Source organism: Paraburkholderia sp. MM5477-R1 (genome assembly GCF_050436385.1).
GTDB lineage: Bacteria > Pseudomonadota > Gammaproteobacteria > Burkholderiales > Burkholderiaceae > Paraburkholderia > Paraburkholderia tuberum.
The window spans coordinates 452468-474139 of the sequence record NZ_JBNDMC010000007.1; the positions used below are offsets into that span (position 1 = coordinate 452468).

The 21672-nt window shown below is 57.4% G+C and carries 23 protein-coding genes and 2 pseudogenes; 7 read left to right on the forward strand and 18 right to left on the reverse strand.

The genetic code is table 11. The features are described from left to right. Positions 1-237 precede the first annotated feature (237 nt). Positions 238-1170, forward strand: coding sequence for an SIR2 family NAD-dependent protein deacylase (locus OKW35_RS30905; protein WP_429554055.1), 933 nt, complete (start codon positions 238-240; stop codon positions 1168-1170). A 378-nt stretch (positions 1171-1548) separates the two neighbouring features. Here the strand turns inward: OKW35_RS30905 and OKW35_RS30910 are convergent, their stop codons facing one another. Beyond that, positions 1549-1887, reverse strand: a complete 339-nt coding sequence (locus tag OKW35_RS30910; protein ID WP_429554056.1) for an enoyl-CoA hydratase-related protein — start codon at positions 1885-1887, stop codon at positions 1549-1551. 60 nt (positions 1888-1947) lie between these two features. Here OKW35_RS30910 and OKW35_RS30915 point away from each other — a divergent pair, with 60 nt between their 5' ends. Continuing rightward, entirely contained in the window at positions 1948-2625 is a 678-nt protein-coding gene (locus tag OKW35_RS30915; protein WP_429554057.1) for a TetR/AcrR family transcriptional regulator, read from the forward strand. A 158-nt stretch (positions 2626-2783) separates the two neighbouring features. On the opposite strand, the gene OKW35_RS30920 is transcribed toward OKW35_RS30915, so the two are convergent. The 13 genes from OKW35_RS30920 to OKW35_RS30980 form a co-directional block, all read right to left on the reverse strand. Continuing rightward, the gene (locus OKW35_RS30920) at positions 2784-3074 is read right to left on the reverse strand and encodes a cupin domain-containing protein (protein ID WP_429555106.1); all 291 of its coding nucleotides are present in this window, start codon (positions 3072-3074) and stop codon (positions 2784-2786) included. Between the two features lie 108 nt (positions 3075-3182). After that, positions 3183-3815, reverse strand: a complete 633-nt coding sequence (locus OKW35_RS30925; RefSeq protein WP_429554058.1) for an NAD(P)H-dependent oxidoreductase — start codon at positions 3813-3815, stop codon at positions 3183-3185. Positions 3816-3919: 104 nt separating this feature from the next. Next, the gene (locus OKW35_RS30930; protein WP_429554059.1) at positions 3920-4816 is read right to left on the reverse strand and encodes a hypothetical protein; all 897 of its coding nucleotides are present in this window, start codon (positions 4814-4816) and stop codon (positions 3920-3922) included. A gap of 15 nt (positions 4817-4831) precedes the next feature. Then, positions 4832-5617, reverse strand: a complete 786-nt coding sequence (locus OKW35_RS30935) for an HpcH/HpaI aldolase family protein (RefSeq protein ID WP_429554060.1) — start codon at positions 5615-5617, stop codon at positions 4832-4834. Positions 5618-5655: 38 nt separating this feature from the next. Beyond that, positions 5656-6831: an OmpP1/FadL family transporter gene (locus OKW35_RS30940; RefSeq protein WP_429554061.1), complete on the reverse strand. Its 1176-nt coding sequence runs from the start codon at positions 6829-6831 to the stop codon at positions 5656-5658. Between the two features lie 248 nt (positions 6832-7079). Next, entirely contained in the window at positions 7080-8048 is a 969-nt protein-coding gene (locus OKW35_RS30945; RefSeq protein ID WP_429554062.1) for a PDR/VanB family oxidoreductase, read from the reverse strand. A gap of 52 nt (positions 8049-8100) precedes the next feature. Further along, positions 8101-9024 (reverse strand): 3-keto-5-aminohexanoate cleavage protein, encoded by a 924-nt coding sequence (locus tag OKW35_RS30950; RefSeq protein ID WP_429554063.1) that lies wholly within the window; start codon positions 9022-9024, stop codon positions 8101-8103. Between the two features lie 21 nt (positions 9025-9045). Continuing rightward, positions 9046-10089 (reverse strand): Rieske 2Fe-2S domain-containing protein, encoded by a 1044-nt coding sequence (locus tag OKW35_RS30955; protein WP_429554064.1) that lies wholly within the window; start codon positions 10087-10089, stop codon positions 9046-9048. A 75-nt stretch (positions 10090-10164) separates the two neighbouring features. Further along, positions 10165-10401 carry a hypothetical protein gene (locus tag OKW35_RS30960; RefSeq protein ID WP_429554065.1) on the reverse strand — a complete coding sequence of 79 codons (237 nt, stop codon included), beginning with the start codon at positions 10399-10401 and terminating at the stop codon, positions 10165-10167. Between the two features lie 124 nt (positions 10402-10525). Continuing rightward, positions 10526-11584, reverse strand: coding sequence for a Rieske 2Fe-2S domain-containing protein (locus OKW35_RS30965; protein ID WP_429554066.1), 1059 nt, complete (start codon positions 11582-11584; stop codon positions 10526-10528). A 60-nt stretch (positions 11585-11644) separates the two neighbouring features. Further along, positions 11645-12352: an alpha/beta fold hydrolase gene (locus OKW35_RS30970; protein ID WP_429554067.1), complete on the reverse strand. Its 708-nt coding sequence runs from the start codon at positions 12350-12352 to the stop codon at positions 11645-11647. A 30-nt stretch (positions 12353-12382) separates the two neighbouring features. After that, entirely contained in the window at positions 12383-13366 is a 984-nt protein-coding gene (locus OKW35_RS30975) for a hypothetical protein (protein ID WP_429554068.1), read from the reverse strand. Between the two features lie 26 nt (positions 13367-13392). After that, positions 13393-13854 (reverse strand): nuclear transport factor 2 family protein, encoded by a 462-nt coding sequence (locus OKW35_RS30980; RefSeq protein WP_429554069.1) that lies wholly within the window; start codon positions 13852-13854, stop codon positions 13393-13395. A gap of 532 nt (positions 13855-14386) precedes the next feature. On the opposite strand from OKW35_RS30980, the pseudogene OKW35_RS30985 reads away from it, so the two are divergent. Then, positions 14387-14905 (forward strand): annotated as a pseudogene (locus tag OKW35_RS30985) (alpha/beta hydrolase-fold protein); the annotation flags it as partial. Between the two features lie 13 nt (positions 14906-14918). Here the strand turns inward: OKW35_RS30985 and OKW35_RS30990 are convergent. Then, positions 14919-15047, reverse strand: a pseudogene (locus tag OKW35_RS30990) (GlxA family transcriptional regulator); the annotation flags it as partial. 23 nt (positions 15048-15070) lie between these two features. Further along, a complete protein-coding gene (locus OKW35_RS30995; RefSeq protein ID WP_429554070.1) occupies positions 15071-15934 on the reverse strand; it encodes a fumarylacetoacetate hydrolase family protein in 864 nt (287 codons plus the stop codon). Positions 15935-16063: 129 nt separating this feature from the next. On the opposite strand from OKW35_RS30995, the gene OKW35_RS31000 reads away from it, so the two are divergent. The 4 genes from OKW35_RS31000 (at position 16064) to fghA (ending at position 19130) form a co-directional block, all read left to right on the forward strand. Next, entirely contained in the window at positions 16064-16360 is a 297-nt protein-coding gene (locus tag OKW35_RS31000; RefSeq protein WP_429554071.1) for a metal-sensing transcriptional repressor, read from the forward strand. A 137-nt stretch (positions 16361-16497) separates the two neighbouring features. Further along, positions 16498-17607 (forward strand): S-(hydroxymethyl)glutathione dehydrogenase/class III alcohol dehydrogenase, encoded by a 1110-nt coding sequence (locus OKW35_RS31005; RefSeq protein WP_429554072.1) that lies wholly within the window; start codon positions 16498-16500, stop codon positions 17605-17607. A 69-nt stretch (positions 17608-17676) separates the two neighbouring features. After that, positions 17677-18252, forward strand: a complete 576-nt coding sequence (gfa, locus tag OKW35_RS31010) for an S-(hydroxymethyl)glutathione synthase (protein ID WP_429554073.1) — start codon at positions 17677-17679, stop codon at positions 18250-18252. Positions 18253-18299: 47 nt separating this feature from the next. After that, positions 18300-19130 (forward strand): S-formylglutathione hydrolase, encoded by an 831-nt coding sequence (fghA, locus tag OKW35_RS31015; protein ID WP_429554074.1) that lies wholly within the window; start codon positions 18300-18302, stop codon positions 19128-19130. A 926-nt stretch (positions 19131-20056) separates the two neighbouring features. Here the strand turns inward: fghA and OKW35_RS31020 are convergent. Then, positions 20057-20530: a hypothetical protein gene (locus OKW35_RS31020; RefSeq protein WP_429554075.1), complete on the reverse strand. Its 474-nt coding sequence runs from the start codon at positions 20528-20530 to the stop codon at positions 20057-20059. Positions 20531-20838: 308 nt separating this feature from the next. After that, positions 20839-21054, reverse strand: coding sequence for a hypothetical protein (locus tag OKW35_RS31025; protein WP_429554076.1), 216 nt, complete (start codon positions 21052-21054; stop codon positions 20839-20841). Positions 21055-21672: the final 618 nt, after the last annotated feature.

The window sequence follows — 21672 nt, forward strand, 5'->3', positions numbered from 1 at the left end:
CCTACGTTTGAGCATGTTCTCTGGCGTACATCTTTGTTTCTGTGAATGCCCCTTGGTGAAGTTGAGCCCCGCCTTATCCTGAGCGAGGCCTTCAGACACGTTCCAAAGCATCGTTGAGATGCCCCTCGGAGCCAGCGTCGCCCGTCAGCCGTTCGCCTCAGGGCGCTAACTTCGCCACCCTGTCCGGTATCTCAAGGCTATCCCACAGTACCGGTTGTCCCGCGACCGCTGTCGTTGATGTCCGACCAGTCGCGCGGCTGCACCGCGGAACGGACAGCACTATGTATACCGCGCAACAGGGGTGATGACTTCGCAACGGCCACGCCGCATGGAGAAATCTGGCCGCGAGCGGGGGGAGATTTGCCTGCCAAAAAATTTGCCGGATGCGAACTGCGACAAGCCGATGGTTTGCTCATCACCGCTGGCGCGGGCATGGGGGTCGATTCGGGCCTTCCTGACTTTTGCGGCCGAGACGGCTTCTGGCGCGCCTATCCCGCGCTTCAGCACCGAGGCTTATCGTTCGAGGACATGGCAAACCCTGCAGCTTTCACGAGACATCCGGAACTCGCATGGGGCTTCTACGGACACCGCCTGAAGCTTTATCGTGAAACCGTACCGCACGAGGGCTTCGCGATTTTGCGCCGGTGGGCGGACCGCATGGTCCATGGCGCCTTCGTATTTACGAGCAACGTTGATGGGCAGTTTCAGAAGGCCGGGTTCTCCGAGAGTTGTGTCCACGAATGCCACGGGTCGATTCACACACTCCAATGCCTGGATGTCTACACGAACGATACATGGTCAGCAGAGGAGTTTCTCCCGCTCGTAAATGAGAAGACGTCCCTTCTGGAAAGCCCAATGCCCCGGTGCCCGCGCTGCGGCTCTCTTGCGCGACCGAATATCCTCATGTTCGGAGATTGGTCGTGGGTCGATGTGCCGTATGAAAAGCAACGCGAGCGCCTGGCAGCTTGGACTTCGTTCGTATCGAAGCTGGTCGTCGTTGAGCTCGGTGCAGGAAAAGCCCTGCCGACAGTACGACGGTTCAGCGAAAAAAGCGCGCGGAGCCGGCTCATCCGGATTAATCCTCGTGAGGCAGGTACCAATCCGTCGCACGGTGTCGGAATTGAGGGTGGTGCCGCGGCAATGCTTAAGCTTTTCGACGCACGGCTATGAAGCGCGCACTAGACGCAACCTCTAACGCGCACATTGGGCCTAACGCACGTATCGCCGATGAAGTTTTGGCCCAGTCAAGCTGACAATATCGCCGACTCGGTCCCCAACCGACTTGCTGCGCCCAACGGCCATCAGCCCAGTTCTGCCGTTGGAATGCTAATGGATGAGCGAGCCCAGTTTCGAATGCCGCAAGGGGCAAACCACTGCCGGTCTTTTCCATACACGGAAGCGATACTGCATCGTTGCTGCGCGGGCGTGGCCGCCAAACGTAGAAAAACGCGTTGACTAGCGCAGACGAACGAACCGTTGTGCGCCATCTAGCGCCAGCCGTCTTTTCACGACCTTATCACTCTCGTCGAACTGCAGTCGCTCAGGCTGTCAGGCGAGAATCCCGACAGCAAGTCCTTCCACAGCCGCGATAACAGGTTTGCTCAATTGACTGAGCGTCCGCACAAATGAGAACACAGGGGCATCGACATTCCTTGGTGGTGTCGAGAGAAACGCCTCAAGGTCATGGCCTGCCGTAAGGTTACCGTCTTTGCCCGACAGAACGACAACCTTCACGTCGCTCGCTTTATCTGCCTGTTCTAGCGCCCCAATGACCGTCCGACACATCGCGTCCGTCAGTGCGTTTTTTCGCGTAGGACGATTGAAGACAATATCAAGCCGGCCGTCAGTAAACTGAACGATTACGTCGTCACTTCGGCTATCTGTCATTTACCTCTCCAAGATGTGAAACTGGTACCATCAGACATCTTCATAAAAGGGCCGCTACCCGTGCTCGCGAGAACCAAACCCGCGTCCCGACAGTTACCGAAAAAGGCCCGCACCCGACTGGCGCTTCTTCGCGCCGCTGTTGACCTGCTCGGGCATGAAAACGGCCGCCTGGCACGCGTGGAAGACATCGTTCAAAGCGTAGGCATGACGAGGACGACGTTCTACAACTATTTCGTCAGCCGTGAGGACATCTTCGACATCGTCGCGTACGAACTGAGCCATCACTTCAACTCCGCGCTGCTTCCAATCGTGAACGCGGAAGCGGACGCGGCACGTCGCGCCGGCGTCGCCACACGTTACTACCTGAACAAAGCCCAGCAGGACCCTAAGTGGGGGTGGGCGATGGTCAACGTCAGCCTGAACGGACCCAAACTGTTCGGCGAAGAAACGTTCAACGAGGCGAGTAAGACAATAGTCGAAGGCATCGCTTCCGGTGCCTTTAGCCTCGATGACCCGGAAACTGGACGAGACCTGCTCCTCGGGACCATACTTACCGCGTTCTTGCATATCCTGCACCGGAGCCCGAACCCGTCTTACGCTAGCGAAATCACAGCCATCATCCTGAGAGGACTCGGCGTTTCCTCGCTGAAGGCCAAGAAAATCGCCACCGCTCCATTACCACCGTTGCCGCCTTTCGCCGCGCCCTTCACGGGTGAAGCTTGGACCGCGTCGCATTAGTGCTCCGGCTTTGTACGCAGTGAACTCTTGAGCGAAGCACAATAGGACAACTCTTGTCTTACGCAAGAGCTTCGCGGAGCGGAAGTTGGAAGCTATCGCTCTCCGTCGGTACACTTCAATCTACAGGGGAGACGCCCTGCGCCGTCTCTCTCGTTTAGTCATTCCGATGAAGGCGTCCATTCGTTTCGTTGATGGTCAAGCAGGTGCGCATAGTCCTCCCGCACCGGCGCGAATATGTCGATTTCGAAGACGGGTTTGTCGCCAAGCACTTCAATGTAGTGTTCCGTATGCGGCGGGACGCGTAGCAAACTACCGGGTCCACAGCGGTGTGGAACGCTCCCCACATGAAATAGACATTCCCCGTCAAGCACAATCACCACCTGCTCGAAATCGTGCCGATGTGGACGCAGCTCCGCTCCCGGGCTAACCCACGCGAACTGGCAGAGGATGTTTTCCCGCCAAAGCCCGCCCGCTCAATTCCGCGCCGTAGCGTTTCACGAGGGATGCTGTTCCAGTTCATCAGCTGGGGAAGGCTAACGAAACGGCGGTCATCGAACTCATTCATTTGCGTTCCCTCTCGATTCGCTGCTGTAATGGTGAGCGGCATACACCGTTTTCGCCCGGTCGTCATCTTTGCCCTCGAATGTCGAAATGGGTGCCGACGAGACGACGTGCTGGCGATAGGCAGCCGCCTTGACGGCAAGTTCCTCGTCCGCAAGTTCACGCGCTGCGGTCAAGGCAAACGGCGTCAAATAGTGCATGCCAGAGTGCCGGGCAAGCAACTCGAACGGTACGAGGACTTCCTCCATGCTGCGGCGGTAGCGTCCCTGCCGGGTATAGTCGCGACCGTTTGAGCCGGTGGTAACTGCCACACCAAAGGTCTTGAAGTTCAGTGCACGACCACCGGGCCCGTACGCCCATCCGCGCTTATAAACCTCGACCAGCCAGGTCGAAAGAAACGGCGGACAGGAATACCAGGTGAGCGGAAATTGAAAAATGATGCGGTCGTGCGCTTCAACCAGTTTCTGTTCGGCGGACACGTCTATTACCCCACTCGGAAATGCCTGATAGATGTCGTGCACTGTTGCTGAATCAGTCTCGCTCAAAGCCCTCGCCAGACATGCATTCAGACGCGATATACGCATGTCGGGATGGGCGAGGATAACGAGAGGCTTTGTCTTCGTATTCACGGGTCATGACCTTCGCAAAATTTGAAAATGAGTCAACCGCTGCCTTCGCGTCGCAGTCCGCGCCGGCTAACGGCGCTCGGGCTATGCTGAAACAGCGGATTGCGCTACGTTTTTGGCATGGGATAGTCGGCGGCGTTGAGCACCCAACCGTCCTTTAGCGAAAAGTCGACTCGAGGTGGCGCAAAGATGTCGACGAGCTGATTTACCTTTGCGTCCATTCCGCGAGACGTATGGATGGCCGGCGGCGGAATGACAGCGATGGAAGGCGCGGCGCAAAGTTCGTGGTCGTCCGGACGCCACGCGTGCATGTTCGGTGTCCACGGCCATCTGATGTGGTGCGTGAACGCTCCGTCGAGCGCGAAAGACCCCTGCTCAAACGAATCATGAGAATGCGGCGAAAGCTTCGTCACATCGCGGGGTCCCATCTGCGCGGGCAAGAAGTTGACCATGAAGGTCGAGCACCGCCAGATGCGTCCGAAGCGCCCCGGTTCGTCAGGCACATCGAGGCTATACGTTCGAACTTTCCAGCCGTCGACGGGCTCAGGCCACGGCTGCCATGCCGGGATATTGGGATGCGGGCTCGAGTACGACGCGGCATTCGCGCTGGCCGCTGCCAAATCGCCGCTTTGTGACGTGAATAGCAACAGATAGCGGCCCGGCCTCGTGAAAGTAATCTCGCTGGCGCCATTGGGCACGAAAGTTACGGAAGCGCCCGGCAGCTCCGATGTTTTACCGTCCCATTGGACCTGTGCGGCGCCAGTCGGGTCCGGCACGAGAACGACAAACTCGTCCGGCTGCGACTCTCGCGCAAAGGTTGCGCCTTCCTCGGCTTCGATAAACACGGTCACGAAGTTCTGGCCCCGCGCTATCCAAGCCTTCAACTGCGCAGATTGTTTCTGCGGCGGCAAATCGTAAAACTTTGCATATTCGGCGCCAGCAAAATCGGTGGCTACCGCAGCGCTTGTCGGCAATCCGGCACGTGGGTCGCTCTTGTCGTACATGTTGCCTCCATAAACCTAAGTCTTATCGAACGGTGCTCTGAACTCGCTCAAGGTCGCGAGCGCGGCCGAGCGCATTAGACCTTGGTCTGATGAGATGATGAAACCTTTGACTTGCCTCTCCGCAAATGCCGCTGCTTCCGTTGGGCTTGAGGGCAGCAGCCAGACTGGCTTAGATTGCCGAACGGCAGCTTCGATAACTCGGTTTGCGGCAGCTTGAACCAAAGGTGCGCCGACCTCACGGTCGCCCATCGCAACGGTCAGGTCACCGCGCCCAATGAAGATAGCGTCTATGCCGTCGACGGAGAGAATATCCTCAATGCATTCAACCGCCGACGGGTCTTCAATCATTGCAATGACGGCGACACGCCCATCTTCATCGTCAACGTGCCGCCACATCGCCTTTGCGCCGTAGGCTCCCGCACGGGGCGAATTTGAGAAACCTCGTCCTCTCGAGTAGCGGCAGGCGCGTATCAACGCCTCTGCCTGCTCGCGACTTGATATATGAGGTACAAGCACTCCATCGGCACCGTCGTCGAGTGCAGCCAGGATTTCGGTCGCGTCGCAGTTCCGCACGCGCACCACCGCGTGTACGCCTGCAGCGCGCGCAGCAAGCAGCGCGAGGTCTATCGACTGCCGGTCGAACGCAGCGTGTTCCCCGTCGATGACGAGAAAATCGAAGCCCGCTGCACCTAGTATTTCGACAACGTGGACCGATGGCGTTTTGACAAATGTGCCAAGGAGCGGCCGCTCAGTAACCGACAATCTGCTTCTCAAGATTGGCCGACCAGTTGCGTCAGGCATAAGACCTCCTGTCGTTGCACGAACGTCTGTGCGCATTTTTAAAACTTGTGCGTGTAACCAATCGTGTACACCTGGAAGTTTGTATTGATACTCGTTCCGGTACTCGGGCCCGTACCTTGAACCGACCGCGGTATGTCGTACTCAATGGCCCCCGTAATCGAATTCTTCGCGTCGAATGAATACGTGACACCGGCAGTCACCGCTCGGTCGTTAATGCCTGATGCGTAGAAGTTTGCAAGGGTATGGTCCGAATCGAAGTGACTGTTGGCGATGCTGTAGCCAGCCCGTACAGTCCATTTGCTGGTGATGTCGTACGAGAAGCCGAAGCGAAACACGTTCTGGTCGTGCCAGTTGAAGCTGCTTGCGATGTTGTAGCCCGCCGCGCCCGACCATTGAATACGCATGTAGTCAGCCGCGATAGTCAGCTTTGGCATGGGATGCACTGCGACACCCGCGCCATAGCGAGACGGCAGATTCAGGTGTCCGTTACTTGCTGCAAGCAAATCGTCTCGATAGCCGGGAAGCGCCGAAAACCAAGTCTTCGTGTAGTACGATGCACCCAAATCGACCATTGGAATGGGCGTCCACAGCACCCCTACTCCTGCGCCGATACCCGTCGCGTACTGCGTGCCATGACTAGGCAGCGCAATTACGTCCCCACCGGGAGTGGCCGCGACGACGCCGTTGCTGCGGAACTGCTCCAGTCCCAGTACGAGAGACGCGCCGACTGCGAGATTTGGTAGTGGCTTATAGGTAACAGTAGGCAGTGCGTTGATGCCAATCAGGCTGGATTTCGCGGGTCCGGCACCCGGAACCGGCAGAACCGGCCGCCCATAGTTGTCGGCGATGCCGACTCCGGTTACCGATACGCCGACGGTCCACTGCGGCGCAATTTGGTAGTTGAAACCGAGCCCTACCGCGGGAACGATAGCCCGGGAGTAGAAGTGGTTCTGATACGAACCGAACGTCGAGTCCGATTGGGTAACCAGCAAGAGGCCATAGAGGTCTACGCGATTGCCAACCATCGCCATGCCTGCCGGATTGTCTGCGGCCACCACAGCATCCTGAGGAAACGCGATGGCGACGCCGCCCATCCCCGCTGCAAACGGACCGTTCGCTGTAGTGTATGACCCATTCGTTGCCCACGCACTTCCTGATACAGCGGCCGTGCAGACTGCACACAGCAAGGTGATACGATGACGCGTCGTCTTCATTTCTGTCTCCGATATGGCTTTTTTGTCAGCATGAGCGGGGTAGGCCCGTCTGCTTTGTCGTCTTGACGCAACTCTTGGCTCGCCAGTCCAACGGCTACCGACTTCCTCCATCCCAATCCAGTGCCGAGCACAGGAACTCGCCAAGTTCCGCCCATCGTCGAGCAATTTCGGCGACGCTCATGCACACAAAAACTGGCCTCAGCAGCACCATGGCTTTGCGTATGAAATCCACCTCGTCTCCTTTTCGTCTACAGGTCGAGCACCAGTCGGGCTGATTTCGCGCGCGAACAGCACGGAGTGAATTGGTCTTTTCTGGCGTGCTCCTCGTCCGTCATGAACATGTCGCGATGGTCGGGCTCACCGGACAACACTCGCGTAATGCACGTACCGCAGACGCCCTGTTCGCAGGAAACAGGTATCTCAACGCCGTGCTCTGCGAGGACTTCGACGACGCTCTGGTCTGGCATTATCGGGATGACTTTTCCGGTGCTGGCTATCTCAACCTCAAATGCTCCCGTTTGCGACGCCTCGACCGGAGAGGCAGTAAAATATTCCCGATGGAGGTGAGCTCCTGACCAGCCTGCCTCGCGAGCTCGACCCAGGACGAAATCGAGAAATCCTCCGGGCCCACAAGCGTAGAGATGTGCGTCCGGCGCCAGGGATGCACGCAGTACCGCATCTGCGTCAAATCGCTGCTCTTCGGGGCCGTCGTCGAAATGAAATTGAACACGCGATGCGTACGGAGACCCAGCAATTCGTGCCTGGAATGCGGTTCGTTCACGATTGCGGGTGCAATAGTGAAATTCGAAAGATGAGCCCGTGTGCGAGAGCCGCTCTGCCATCGCAAGTATGGGAGTCACGCCAATCCCGCCAGCAACCAGCACCGAGTGAGATGCACCATTGGCGAGAGGAAAATGATTCCGCGGCTCGCTTATCTTGAGGACTTGACCTTCCTGCACCACGTCGTGAATGCAGACCGAACCTCCTCTGCTATTCTGGTCGCGCAACACAGCAATCTGGTAAACGTCGTCCTGCCCAGCAGCATTGCATAGCGAATATTGTCGAACCATGCCGTTAGGAAGAAATACGTCGATGTGTGCGCCTGCGCTGAAGGGCGGCAACCGCTTGCCATCGGGTGACGCCAATTCGAAGCTCGCGATACCCTCAGCTTCGACCCTTTTTCGCAGGACTTTGACATCCAGAGTAGCGTGTTGCATTTTGTTGTCCTAAATCAATGTATGACTTTCATCAAAAGCAAAAGCGGTTACATCAGAAAGCCACGTTTTTTCCGCCCTTCAATTGCAGAATCTCTCTTGCTTCGTCCGGCGTCGCCACTTCGAGCGAGAGCGCATCAAGCACGGTGCGAATTCTCCGTACCTGTTCCGCGTTGGTTTCCGCCAACCGCCCACGACCGGACCAGAGCGAATCCTCGAGACCGACGCGTACGTTGCCGCCAAGCGTCGCGGCCATCGTGCAGATGCGCATCTGATTCGCTCCGGCGCCGAGCACGGACCAAACGTAATCGCGCCCGAACAGCCTGTCGGCGGTGCGTTTCATCTGAAGCACGTCTTCTGGATGGGGCCCGATGCCACCGAGAATGCCGAACACCGACTGGATGAACAAAGGCGGTTTGACGAGGCCGCGTTCCAGGAAGTGCGCGGCCGTGTACAGGTGGCCGATGTCGTAGCATTCAATCTCGAACCGGGTGTTGTTCTCACGACAACAAGAAAGGATGTACTCGATGTCCTTAAACGTGTTCTTGAAGATGCGCTCGTTACTCCCTTCGAGGTAAGGTCGTTCCCAGTCGTGCTTGAACTCCTTGAAGCGCCCCAACATGGGGTAGAGGCCGAAGTTCATTGAGCCCATGTTCAAGGAGGCGACTTCCGGTTTGAGCTGAAGAGCGGGCTGCAGCCGTTCTTCGACGGACATGGCTGGCGAGCCGCCCGTCGTGAGATTAATTACGACGTTCGATGCCTCCCGAATACGCGGAAGAAACTCGCGAAACAGTTCAGGGTCCTGCGAGGGACGGCCGTCCTTCGGGTCACGAGCATGCAGATGCACCATGGATGCACCAGCTTCTGCAGCGCCAATAGCTGCGGTTGCAATTTCGTCGGCAGTGACGGGCAGAAAGGGCGACATCGACGGCGTGTGAATCGAGCCGGTGATGGCGCAGGTAATGATGACTTTACTCATGGCTTGTCTTTGCTCTCTCTCTCATGCCGATGCCGGTTGGGCGGCCTCCGCCAGCGCCATCTGCTCGAGCAGTCGACGTACGCGTACTGCGCCGCCATCGGTACTCAGCAGCACCGGCTTCATGGACCACAAATCGCGACCGCGCATCCGTTGCTGCACAGCCGCAATCATGGGTTCGTCTTCCGTACTGAAGGCCTGCTCGACAGCAGCCTCGATACCCGCAGTGAGCTCCGGCTGATTGCGTTGATAGTTCCGGTACATCTTCCAGAAGTAATGGGTGGTCGACTCAGACTCGGGCGCGAGCAACTGCGCGCTGGAAAGCTGCGCGCCTTCGGACCGGGGCCGCCCGGCCGGTGTGACACCGGCGTAGAAGTACATCGCACCGGGCGGGTCCCAGCGAACGTCTACCCAGTAGTCGACGTGCTTGTCCGGCGGGCATGCGCCTGTCATTGAAAATACCGCTGCCGGAAGCCCGTCCGGATAGAGGTTTTGGGACAGGACGGTATTGCCCGTCTGCGTGACTGTCATCTTTCCGTGGGCTACCGCTGCACTCCCGAGATTGGTCGGATGCAGATAGGCTGCGTGCGTCAGGTCCATGAGGTTGTCGGTAATGAGTTCGAGCTTCAGCGGCATACGCATGACGTTGCCGCTCGTGTAGTCAAACTCTTCCGTGTTGTTGAGGAAGCTGAAGTCGGGGATGAGGTCAGGTTTTGCTTCTTCAGGCTTCCCCATCCAAATCCAGAGCAAGGTGTCGCGCTCGACCAGCGGATAGTTTTTCACTTTCGCGGCGGTAGGAATCTTGCCGTCGCCGTGCGGGTTGCGAATACAGGCACCGCTGCTCTCGAAAGTGAGACCGTGGTACGGGCACTGGACGCAGTCGTCGACCAGTTTGCCCATATGCAAGGGCGCGAAACGGTGCGGGCAGGTGTCCTCGAGAGCGACCGCCCGACCGTCCTGCTTTCGGTACGCGACAATCGGCTCACCAAGGAGCGTACGAGTGAAGAGACCCGTTCCGACCTCTTCGTCCCACGCAAACGGATACCAAACGTTACGAACGAATTGCATGCTTTGTCTCCAGGTTCCCTTGTGTCATCAGTTATAAATTCGGTAGGTAGTCAACGGGCCGTAATCCCATTCGAATCAGTGAACGCTCATCGCAGGACGTTTGACTGTAGGCGGAAAGACGCACCACACACCGTCATCGTGACGGAAAAAATAAATTGCGAGCTTGCCTGCAGGCCGCAACACCTCAACACATACAAAGCGCCGCTGATTCGAGTTCATGCGACCGAACTGCGTCACGCGGACCGCCATGGCCGGATTTGGCCCGAGCCACTTTTCGACCAGCAAGCGCAAAGAACTGTTCATCGTGCTCATCGAGTCCTCCCCAAACTTCGCATCCCGCTGATGCAGCTACGTTCCCCGGCCCTGTTGAAGACTACAAATCGACTACCGGATGTTCACTTGCGAATTTCAAGCTCACGACCCGAGGGGGCTCGCTTCAGGTGGCGCTCACGGGCGTCACTGGAATCACCTTGGGCTGGGTGTCTTCTTCATCAATCATTCGTTGCAGCATGCGGCGAACACGTACGGAACCCGCGTCGTTCACCAGCAACACCGGCTTGAGCGTCATTAAGTCAGTTGACCCAATCAGCGCCTGCTGCGATTCGAGCATCGGCCGGTCTTCATTTTCGAATGCGTGACTTGCGCCTGCGCGGAACATTTCAGTCAGTTGCTCGTTTTCCAGGTCGAAGGTCCGCGCCGTGCCCCAGAAGTAGTGCGTGGTCGTCTCGGTCTCGGGCGTGATGATGTTCGGGTTGTGCGTATCCCAACCCTCTTCGCGAGTCGCGCCAGGTCGCGTAATTCCGTAGTAAGTCATCGTGTTTGCCGGCGGAACGAAGCGCATCTCGAGCCAGTGGTCGACCGGACCGTCCATGCCGAGCACGGCCTTGAACAACGGCGTAATCGGATTATTCGCGCACCACTGTCGGGTGAAGATGACTCCGTTCTCTTCGCTTACGTGAAACTTGTGCTTGGCTGTCTCGCGCGGCTCCAGCGTGGTCTCGTGGACGAAGGACGCGTGACTGAGGTCCGTTAGGTTGTCCATTACCAACTGGTAATTCGCGTTAAGCTTGATGTAGCCGTGCACGGCCTTGAACTTGGATGTATCGGTCAGACACGAGTAGTCAGCAATCTTCGTCGCATCGGCGTTCGCCGGGTCGCCCATCCACACCCATACGAGGCCGTACCGCTCTTCGACGGGATACGTGCGCACCTGTGCCGCTTTCGGGATGACGCCGTCACCGTGCGGGTTGTCGACGCACTGGCCGCTGCAGTCGAACTGGAGTCCGTGATAGGGGCACTCGACGGTGTCCCCTATAAGCTTGCCCAGGTGCAGCGGCGCAAATCTGTGAGGACAGTAGTCCGACATCGCGATTGCGCGTCCGTCTTCCGTGCGATAGAGCAGCACCGCCTCATTCAACATCTTCCGTTGAAAAAGCTCCCGGCCGATTTCTTCGCTCCAGCCAGCCGCATACCATGCGTTTCTCAAGAATTTCATATTTTCCTCAGAGTCTCCATGTCGACGCTTCGCGTGTTGTCGACGTATAGGTTTCATTCATCAAAGCTCGTTACCGCTGGACAAAAAGCTTAGTGCTGCGTCCTGGAACCCCTGCGACGCGGGCAGCGAAAGATGGTCGACAGCCTCCAGCATCAAAACATGGCTGTTGGGCAGTGCTTCCGCGAGAGGAGCCAAGGGCGCAGCTATTTGGTCCGCGTCGCCGCTAATGAGGAGCACAGGACAAGCGACAGCTGAGACTCGCTCGGGCGACAGCACCGGGTTGGGCGGGCGCCGAAGGACGGCGGCAATCGCGAGCGGGTCGTTACCGGCAGCAATCCCGTACTGCGCGAGTGCCCGAACCCCAGGTGGTGTGTCCTCCTTCGGTCCGTCTACCAGGCACTTTGCAACGAGCTCTCCGGCACGTTCGGGTGCAAAGGCATTCGCCCCCAGGCCACCAATCACCAGGCGTTTGAACATTTGAGGCCGACGTATCGCAAGCTCAAGCAGCACCTTGGAGCCGAGGGAATAACCGATAGCGGAAACCGGCCCCACGTCTCCGAGTTCATCGAGCACATAAGCGGTGAGGTCAGCGTAGTCGAGCGCGTCGTGCGAGCCGCTTGCCACCCCGTGGCCCGGAAGGTCGACGGGCAAGGGCGCAAATCCGGATGCTTCAAGCGCTTCGTACCACCCGCTGGCCGCCCAGACGGATTCAGAATTGCCGCCCCACCCATGCAGTAGCAGGACTTTGTTGGATTGTGTGGAGTTCATGCCGGCCTCGCCGTTAATTGTTGCTGGCCGTCAGGCGTGAACGACGCCCACGCCGACGGCGAGCGTGGTGTCGGGAGAGTAATAGTCGATGTGAAGGGTCGCGCCGCGGTCGAACGCCTGGTGCGCGGCCGCAGCAGCAATCCATTGGCGGACCTCGCTGCCGCCATAACCCGCCGCCTTGAGAACTTCTGCATCGGTCCAGCTGTCGAAGCGCTCAAGGTTGCCGCTTGCCAGGACTTCAAGGAACTGCCGGTCCCAGGCTTCGTTAATCCACGATGCGTGGAAGCTGCCATCCAGCAGCTGCCCGCTGAGTTTGTCCATGCCTTCCCGGATGCCCTGCATCCACTTGTCACGCGAGATGGCTCCGCCACGTGCGCCACCGTGAACGATGTATTCCTTCACATCTTCGTTGGGCGCAGTGTGAAATTGCGGGAAAATGAAGTCCGTCTGATGCGATAGTCCGCCAGAGCCCAGAAACGCCACTTTCTTTCCGAGCGTGCGGGCGAAGCGACCGATTTCGGCGCCCAGCAAACGACATCGGCGGAATGTCGGACGCGGGTCGACGAGTGAGTTGATATGGATTGGAAGCACGGGCTTCGCGTTCAGTTCACCGAGAAACCAGTGCAGCACATTCGAAAATCCGTGGTCGACTTCCATCGCGTAAGACGCAGCAACGTCGAATTCGTGTTCCACCAGGTGATTGACCGCACGACCAGCAATGTCCAGCGGGATGTTGAGCGGCCCGGGATAGCCACCGCAGTCATTCAACGCCTCGGCTACCTGGCCCACAACGAATTGCGGCATGAGTTTCAAATGCATGCCGTCGTAATGGTCACCGCCGAAGACAACGACGAGGTCAGGGTCGAATTCGCGGAACTCCCGAACGCGCTCGTCATACGCGCGCCAGAAATCAGGGTTGTCCTTGCGCTCCTGAACCGATGTGAGCGGCACATGGGGAACACAGGCAAGGTAAGCGCGGCTGGTCTGGTTAGCGCTGCTGGATGTGGTTGACATTTATTGCCTCTGACGGAATGACGCGCTCAACGCGCAAATTTTGCGGCGCCGGCACCAACGAAAACCGGCTTGACGATGCGACTTTGAAAGTGCCATGAGTTGCCGTTGTGCCTGACACAACGGTCCGTGACGTCGGCGATGGTGGACGGCGCGCCGGCTTCAAGCGGAAACTCTCCTGAGCCTGCGAACACGAGCACTACCGAGCGCAACACTGCCGAATCAGCATTGGTCATTTCGATTGCGCGCGAGCCGGCGACATGACGTGTCACTCGACCAGATGCCTTGTTCTGTGTCTCGCGGTCGGCGAAGAATTTCGCGATAGCGTCGCGCCCTTGCAATTCGAGGTTTCCGAGGGCCAACATGCCGTTTGCGATGAACAGTTGCTCTGCACCGGTTTGATGTTTGCCGTCCGCAATTGCCCAATAGAGGGCGTCAAGATTTGTCAGCGCCTGATAGTCGGCGAATGAAATCGGTGATGTGTCAGACATCGTGCGCCTTCGATTGTGGGTACCAGTTCTATGGATACCAGGACGCGCAGCTTGTCTGCCCGGATGTTGCGAACTGCCACATCCATCGTCTCCGGCTTTACATCACGACCATTTATTGACGTGGTGTACATTTTCGAACAAGGTATCCAGATGTCAACCACTCGTCAAGGAAGTGTTTTCGCGGCGGCGCAGCAGGCGACGCGATGGGCATCGCCCGCTAACGCTCGCGGGATATGGCTTTCGTGCGCATTTGATACTTCTCGATGAGACGGTCCTTACGGGAAAGTCCTAATCGTTGTGGCCGCGCGAAGCCGGGACCCAACCTGTTGGGACTGACAAATAAACGCCGTTTTGTGCCATGCCTCACCGGTAGCACTATCGACTTCCGCGAAGAACAAATAACGTTGGCCTGCTTGTGGGACAGAGCAACGCTCGTTGCCTGCAAAGTGCGATAGCCGGTCTCGCTCCAGCGAGGCAGTGCTGCTCGTGTTCGCTAAGCCGGGCTTTCCTGGCAGATAGAAAGAGCCGTGTCATGGAGTTACTCTCTGAACACTTTTGCTTTGGTGGAGTCCAGCGTTTCTACAGGCACGAGTCATCGGCTGTCAGGGGGCCAATGAAGTTTGGCGTTTTCTTGCCTCCTCAGGCGTCCCTCGGGAAGGTAGCGGGAATGCTATTTCTCGGGGGCATTGGAGACAGCGAGCAGACATTTCCTATGACGGCGGGCGCCCAGCGCTACGCAGCAAAGGCTGGCATCGCTCTCATCTCCCCCGACACAAGTCCACGCGGGCCCTCAGTGCCCGACGCGCCGGAGGAGCGGGGACTGGGGCTCGGAGCAGGCTTCTACGTCGATGCGACCCAGACCCCATGGTCAAGTCACTTCTGGATGTTCAGCTACATCCTGCACGAGCTTCTGGACACATTGGCGTCTTCCCTGCCCATCAATACTTCGAGGATGGCGATTTGCGGACATTCGATGGGCGGGCACGGAGCACTGGTGCTAGGACTTAGAAATCGTCACGTCTTCAAGTCCATATCGGCGTTTGCTCCTATCGCGGCGCCCGCTGCCCCGCAGCAGTTAAGCGAGCGTTCGCATCATCGAAGATGTGAACCATCGCTACAGCCTCGACTGCCTTGCAACCCGGGAAAATAACTATATCCACGGTGCGGATGAGGTAACGGTCGGCCAGGTTCATCTGAAAAAAGACGCTGAATCCTCTTAGGGCGCGTGCTCGCGAATCGGTAACTGCTGTAATGGGTTACTGAGCGCACCGACGCCGTCTATGGTGGTTGTAAAGTCGCCTCTCGCTTCCATGAGTTCGCTCGAACGAGTCAGTTCGAATGAAAAGGCGACCACGTCACCGGCGTGGAGATTTGCAAGCCTTGCAATGCCAGGAAGCCACATTCGAGCGCTTTCGAGCAGCAGAGAAGTTTCGCCTTGTATCTCTTCGTGTTCCGAAACGCTCACACGGACCATCGAAGAAGCGACCTGCGCGGCGATGTCTTCATCGACTACCATGAAAGGACCCATCGGAGCGAAATTCTCGAGCCCGCAAGCAAATGCATCCGCTTCGACGGCGGCGTACCCGCCGACATGGGTTTCGAGCGTGGCGACGTTGCGCCCCGACAAGTTGGTAAAGGGGGCGAAGCCAAAAACGGGAACAGTCATGCCGTGCAATCCCCGCTGCATTGTGTGCTCGCCTATCACAAGGGCGAGCGCGGCATTCGCGGTTACTGAGCCAAACGCCGCCTTCAACGAGATGGGTTGACGGTGTCCGATGAGACTCGCGGCGCTTTTCCAGACAAGACGCCTAGGCCGGCCGTCCGAGCAGGAAACTGAAACAGACAGGAGCCTCGTCGGGTCGGGTAGCGGAGGGAGCCAACGTAGATTTCCCGCTTCGATTCGTGGTGCCGTCGAGAGGCATTCCAGAAGTCTCGGCAACATTGCCGGCCAATCTTTCACCAGTACTTTCATAGCTGACGGGCATGTATCGCCGGAGCGGCCAACCACGGCCACCTGGTTGTGTCCCATGTCCACCGCGATTCTCGCGTCACCTTCGAAGTACACGCTTCCAAGCTTCATGGCTGACTCCTGTATCAAACTCGCAACCGCTTCATTCTTTTACATCATGTTCATTTTTGGTATCCTCGTGAATACGGAGGGTCCGAAACCTGACTGTGGCCTATAACCTTCTTTGCCCGTTCGGTGCGCATGCTCGACGCCGCATCGAAACGGTGGACACAACTGTCGGTTGTATGCCCCAACACAGTACCTGTATATACCGGGGCCTTACTTACCGGAGGCTATGTGCCAAATTCACCTGAAGAGAAGAAGCTGGTCCTCGCCCGCGTTCGACGCTTACGCGGCCAGGTAGATGCGCTTGAGCGAGCGCTGGACGCTGGTGTTGATTGCGCGCCTGTCCTGCAGCAGATTGCAGCGGTCAGAGGCGCGGTTAATGGTTTGATGGCAGGCGTTCTGGAGAGTCAAGCTCAGGGAAGAATTCTCTAACGTCAAGCGCACATCGGCAGACGCAGATGCGTCTATCGACAGCGTCATCGGGCTCGTACGCACTTACCTGCGGTAGGTTCGCGTGCTTGCTACCTAGTTGCGAATCTTGTGCTTATCGTTGTCTGGAGGAGAAATTTATGAAATCACGTGCAGCCGTTGCGTTTGCACCGGGTAAGCCGCTTGAGATTGTCGAAATCGACGTCGACCCGCCAAGAAAGGGCGAAGTCCTAATTCAGATTACACACACGGGCGTTTGCCACACGGACGCCTTTACCCTTTCAGGAGATGACCCAGAGGGACTATTCCCATGTGTCCTGGGTCATGAGGGAGCTGGAGTCGTCGTCGAAGTTGGCGAGGGTGTTACGTCTCTTGTTCCAGGTGACCACGTCATTCCGCTCTACACGGCTGAGTGCGGTGAATGCCTCTTCTGCAAGTCTGGCAAGACGAATCTGTGCGTCGCTGTCCGCGCCACGCAGGGTAAAGGCTTGATGCCCGACGGCACGACGCGCTTTTCATACAACGGGGAACCCGTCTATCACTACATGGGTTGCTCGACGTTCAGTGAATACACCGTGGTCGCAGAAGTGTCGCTAGCCAAGGTGAATGCCGCAGCGAATCACCAGGAGATTTGTCTTCTGGGCTGTGGCGTGACGACCGGCATTGGCGCGGTTCACAACACGGCAAAGGTGCAGCCAGGCGACAGCGTCGCGGTGTTCGGGCTGGGAGGAATTGGCCTTGCTGTCATTCAAGGCGCGCGCCAGGCCAAAGCTGGCCGAATCATTGCAGTAGATATGAACCCTTCAAAGTTCGAACTGGCGAAGGTATTCGGCGCGACGGACTGTGTGAACCCCAAAGACCACGAGAAGCCGATTCAACAGGTCATTGTCGAGATGACTGGTTGGGGCGTTGACCACTCGTTCGAATGTATCGGCAACGTGAATGTCATGCGGGCGGCGCTCGAGTGTGCGCATCGTGGCTGGGGACAGTCTGTCGTCATCGGCGTGGCGGGAGCCGGCCAGGAAATCTCCACTCGGCCGTTCCAACTGGTCACTGGTCGTACCTGGAAGGGCACGGCTTTCGGTGGCGTCAAAGGTCGCTCGCAATTGCCCGGCATGGTCGAAGACGCGATGCGTGGAGACATCCAGCTGTCGCCGTTCGTGACGCATACGTTGCCACTTGACGAAATCAACGATGCCTTCACCCTCATGCACGAAGGCAAGTCGATTCGGACCGTCATCAACTTCTAAATCGCCAATTCTGCAGCGCCTTCAAGGCGCTAGCGCTCCAAATTCTCGTTTTCCTTACTGGAGGTATCCATGAGTGCAGTAGCGATTCATCCGTCAGTTGACGACGGTGTCATTAAAGGCAAGGCTGATTTTAAGGGCGGAACGCTTAGGTGCCGTTGCAACAGTGAGCCCGTCGAAGTCAAGGTAAGCAGCAACGTCGCGCACAATCACGCCTGTGGATGTACCAAGTGTTGGAAGCCCGAAGGCGCAGCGTTCGCGGTCATAGGTGTCGTTTCCTGCGACAACGTCGAAGTGACAGCACACGCGAAAAAGCTGATGGTCGTCGACGAGAAAGCAGCTATCCAGCGTCATGCGTGCAAGGACTGTGGTACGCATTTGTATGGACGCATCGAGAACAAGGACCACCCGTTCTATGGCCTTGACTTCATCCATGTCGAACTCTCCGGTGAGAAAGGATGGGAGGAGCCCCGATTCGCTGCTTTCGTGTCTTCAGTTATCGAAGGTGGTGGCGCAAAGCCGGACCAGATGGCCGACGTGCGCGGCCGCCTTAATGAACTGGGTCTTCCGCCGTACGACGCGCTGAATCCGCCGCTAATGGACGCGATGGCCACTCACATCGCGAAGCGCAATGGCGTCCTGAAGTAAGAACGACGAGCGGGTCGCGCTTTGCGACCCGCATATTCGAGGCCATAATGGAACGCATAGAACATCACGCCTGCTTTAGCGGTTGGCAAGACGTCTACCGTCACCAGTCGGACGTGCTTGGCTGCCCCATCAATTTCTCCGTGTTCTTGCCTAAAGAGGCACACGAAAGACGCCTACCAGTGCTTTACTGGTTCTCGGGACTGACCTGCACGGAACAGAACTTCATCACGAAAGCTGGCGCGCAGCGATACGCGGCCGAACACCAGGTTGTCCTCGTTGCGCCAGACACAAGCCCGCGCGGCGACACCGTACCCGACGAAGCCGGATATGACTTGGGTAAAGGTGCGGGATTTTACGTGAACGCTACCCGGAAACCGTGGGCCGCTCACTACTGCATGTACGACTATGTCGTGAACGAGTTGCCGTCGCTCATCGAGGCTGCACTCCCGGTTTCGGACCTCCGCTCAGTCAGCGGCCATTCCATGGGTGGTCACGGAGCGCTGGTCGTTGCCTTGAAGAACCCCGGCCGGTACCGGAGCGTGTCTGCATTTTCGCCAATCGTCGCACCTTCGCAAGTGCCGTGGGGCGAAAAAGCGTTCAGCGCTTACCTTGGGGCCAACAAGGAGGACTGGAAGCAGTATGACGCATGTGAACTCGTCAAGTCTGCCAAGGAAAGGTTGCCGCTGCTTGTCGACCAGGGCGGTGCTGACGAATTTCTTGAGGTGCAACTCAGGCCACAACTGCTACAGGACGCCTGTGAGGCGGCCCGACATCCATTATTGTTGCGTTTCCGACCGGGCTTCGACCACAGCTACTACTTCATCTCGAGCTTTATTGGCGAGCATATCGCCCACCATGCTGCGGCACTGAACGTCTGAGCCGGTTGTCCCTGACTGGCGCCATACCGCGGAGGGGCTCCAGCTTTGCACGTGGAGCGGAAGCCGAGGTTGGCTACGGCGGATTTGGGAGAAACTCATTCCGGGAATGGCGGGCGGAAGTCGCTAATGGCCTCCTGACTCAATTCCGGGCACCCGGGGAACTTGCAGCATTTATCCGATTGCACGGAGCACGCCCGTGAGCGCCGTCAGCCAATTTGCCAGGAAACCGGGACCGCACTACTCGACGCTCTTACTTAACTTCGCCCACGGAGCACTTTCGCTGGTTCGAGTTTTTACTCTCTAGCGAATATCCGCTGTTTTTGTGAATGCCCCTTGGTGAAGTTGAGCCCCGCCTTATCCTGAGCGAGACCTCAGACACGTTCCAAAGCATCATGAGATGCCCCTCGGAGCCAGCGTCGCCCGTCAGCCGTTCGCCTCAGGGCGCTAACTTCGCCACCCTGTCCGGTGTCTCAAGGCTATCCCACAGTACCGGTTGCCCCGCGACCGCTGCCGTTGATGTCCGACCAGTCGCGCGGCTGCACCGCGGAACGGGCAGCACTATGTATACCGCGCAACAGGGGTGATGATTTCGGCATGGGATGGACGCGCTCGAAATGTGGCCTCGAACATTAGAGATTTAGCTGAAGAAAAATTCGGGCGGACTCGCGGCGAGCAGGCGATGGAGGAAATCTCTACGGAATTTTGAAGAGGTGGGAAACCAGCGAGCAACGTGCAAGTGAAAGTCGGAGGGCTGGTTTGCTTTCCAATAGGCCGGCAAAAAAACGATGGTGCTTCACTATAGGGAATCAAGATGTGACGGGTTGCTAGTCTATGATGAAACAAGGAGTTTAAGTTTGCTGAAGAACCTAGTCCCTGACCGGTAGTCCGCAGTCAGGCAAATTCGCTTCATCGCCCTCCAACGCGTTTCATTGGTAAGGGTTAAGGACGGTTGCAGATAACAGCGTGTAGCCGGCAAGTTCATCAAACGGTGCGAACATTCCCGTCGGCGACACCAGAAGCATGAAGGGCACTTGGCGTATATCTCCCTGCTCCAATGTTGATAGGGTAGGTGTATGTTTGAACTCAAATTGAAAAATTACTTGTTTTAAGGCACCAACATTCGCGGGCAACTCAAGCGCATTGCCTGTGTTTAAAAAGGTCACCTCTCTGATTCCGACATCCGGCTCGATTTCGAAAAGCTTGAAATGCTCACGTGGCGGCAGGTGTTCTGGTGGTAGAGAATTGCCTTGTATGTCGGTCACACATGCATACAATACCGCGTTGATTTCCCCGGCCTCGAAAATGAACCCAATGCTGCTCTTAGAAGCGATTGTTGCGGAAACGGCAAGCTTGGGATAGTTGAACGTCTTGCGCGCAGGAACCGATGGAATCGTAGTCACGAGCGTCTCCTGGTCATTCGGATTAACCTTTGAACGATAGATGATTACGAGCTCCAAACAAGGACTTGACGCGCTGAAATGTGCCAGAAGGCACATAGCGCTGACATCAAAGGGCGTTTGAGTGTCGAGAGGGCCTCGAGGTTACGCCATTGTTTCGGACAGCGACCTCTATCAATCAACGCGCGGCGCTCAGAGAGACCGGATACAGGTTGACTGCTGTCAGCACGAGCGACCTGCCACTATACGTTGAAGTAGGCGGCAATAGGGCTCAAGTTTCGGCTTGCAGTCAGACGTATTCCGCTTTGTCATTAGTGGCTATCGACCCACGCGCGACACCATGAGAGGCCCGCCGATTCAGCTTCTTCGTCAGTCTCGAAAGTGCCAAGCACTCCAGACACCTCTATAACCTTGGTGTCGCGCGTGATTGTGCCGCTTCCCGCGAATCGTTCCGGTTGCAGGATGTCTTCTCGGAGCTGGATGGCATGTCCCCAGAGCGTATATCCACGATATTTTTCAGTTTGCATGCGTTTAGCTCAGGAGGTCGTCAGTGCCGCTACTCACCAATATACGCCTCAGTTCGGGCCGCCGACCTTTGTCTACTGCCGGATACGCCGAGTGTCGATTCCGGCTGACTTCAGCGCAGCGCCAATCATCTTCTGCTCTTGGGCGAAATTGAGCGGCCACTCCTCGCCATCACACCGTACGGTCATGCCTTTGTGCATTGAAGTCAGGCCGCGAGCCTTAGACACGGCATCCACAAGCTTTGATTCGCCTTCGGCTATCCCAGACACCCGGCAGCGGCCGAAGTGCAGACTTCATCTCGCGGACTAAGCGCTCCAACCCCTTCAACCCCTTGTTTCACCTTCCTGTGTTTGAGCATTCTCTCTAGCGTACATCTCTTGTTTTTGTGAATGCCCCTTGCTTTCGAGCCGGTAGGTTATCGAAACTGTCTATCGGAATGGGTGCGCGCCGCGAGGCGGGGAGCGCTTAGGCGACTGTGTCTTCTGTCAATCTTCTGCATTAACACGGGACTGATTCGCTGGGAACGCCGATTGACACACCCATGCAGGGTGTTATCTCATGCGCTTATTCAACGCTGAGCGCGCCTTGCTGAGGTCGCGTACAGCGCCGCTATGCATGTC

Excerpts from the sequence above, each read along its gene's own strand:
- OKW35_RS30910 (WP_429554056.1), bottom strand. The coding sequence starts at position 1,887 with ATGACAGATAGCCGAAGTGACGACGTAATCGTTCAGTTTACTGACGGC.
- OKW35_RS30955 (WP_429554064.1), bottom strand. The coding sequence starts at position 10,089 with ATGCAATTCGTTCGTAACGTTTGGTATCCGTTTGCGTGGGACGAAGAG.
- OKW35_RS30970 (WP_429554067.1), bottom strand. The coding sequence starts at position 12,352 with ATGAACTCCACACAATCCAACAAAGTCCTGCTACTGCATGGGTGGGGC.
- OKW35_RS30965 (WP_429554066.1), bottom strand. The coding sequence starts at position 11,584 with ATGAAATTCTTGAGAAACGCATGGTATGCGGCTGGCTGGAGCGAAGAA.
- gfa (WP_429554073.1), top strand. The coding sequence starts at position 17,677 with ATGAGTGCAGTAGCGATTCATCCGTCAGTTGACGACGGTGTCATTAAA.
- OKW35_RS30940 (WP_429554061.1), bottom strand. The coding sequence starts at position 6,831 with ATGAAGACGACGCGTCATCGTATCACCTTGCTGTGTGCAGTCTGCACG.
- OKW35_RS30950 (WP_429554063.1), bottom strand. The coding sequence starts at position 9,024 with ATGAGTAAAGTCATCATTACCTGCGCCATCACCGGCTCGATTCACACG.
- OKW35_RS30905 (WP_429554055.1), top strand. The coding sequence starts at position 238 with ATGTCCGACCAGTCGCGCGGCTGCACCGCGGAACGGACAGCACTATGT.
- OKW35_RS30960 (WP_429554065.1), bottom strand. The coding sequence starts at position 10,401 with ATGAGCACGATGAACAGTTCTTTGCGCTTGCTGGTCGAAAAGTGGCTC.
- OKW35_RS30935 (WP_429554060.1), bottom strand. The coding sequence starts at position 5,617 with ATGCCTGACGCAACTGGTCGGCCAATCTTGAGAAGCAGATTGTCGGTT.
- OKW35_RS31005 (WP_429554072.1), top strand. The coding sequence starts at position 16,498 with ATGAAATCACGTGCAGCCGTTGCGTTTGCACCGGGTAAGCCGCTTGAG.
- OKW35_RS30975 (WP_429554068.1), bottom strand. The coding sequence starts at position 13,366 with ATGTCAACCACATCCAGCAGCGCTAACCAGACCAGCCGCGCTTACCTT.
- OKW35_RS30980 (WP_429554069.1), bottom strand. The coding sequence starts at position 13,854 with ATGTCTGACACATCACCGATTTCATTCGCCGACTATCAGGCGCTGACA.
- OKW35_RS30945 (WP_429554062.1), bottom strand. The coding sequence starts at position 8,048 with ATGCAACACGCTACTCTGGATGTCAAAGTCCTGCGAAAAAGGGTCGAA.
- fghA (WP_429554074.1), top strand. The coding sequence starts at position 18,300 with ATGGAACGCATAGAACATCACGCCTGCTTTAGCGGTTGGCAAGACGTC.
- OKW35_RS30930 (WP_429554059.1), bottom strand. The coding sequence starts at position 4,816 with ATGTACGACAAGAGCGACCCACGTGCCGGATTGCCGACAAGCGCTGCG.
- OKW35_RS31025 (WP_429554076.1), bottom strand. The coding sequence starts at position 21,054 with ATGCAAACTGAAAAATATCGTGGATATACGCTCTGGGGACATGCCATC.
- OKW35_RS31000 (WP_429554071.1), top strand. The coding sequence starts at position 16,064 with ATGCTCGACGCCGCATCGAAACGGTGGACACAACTGTCGGTTGTATGC.
- OKW35_RS30995 (WP_429554070.1), bottom strand. The coding sequence starts at position 15,934 with ATGAAGCTTGGAAGCGTGTACTTCGAAGGTGACGCGAGAATCGCGGTG.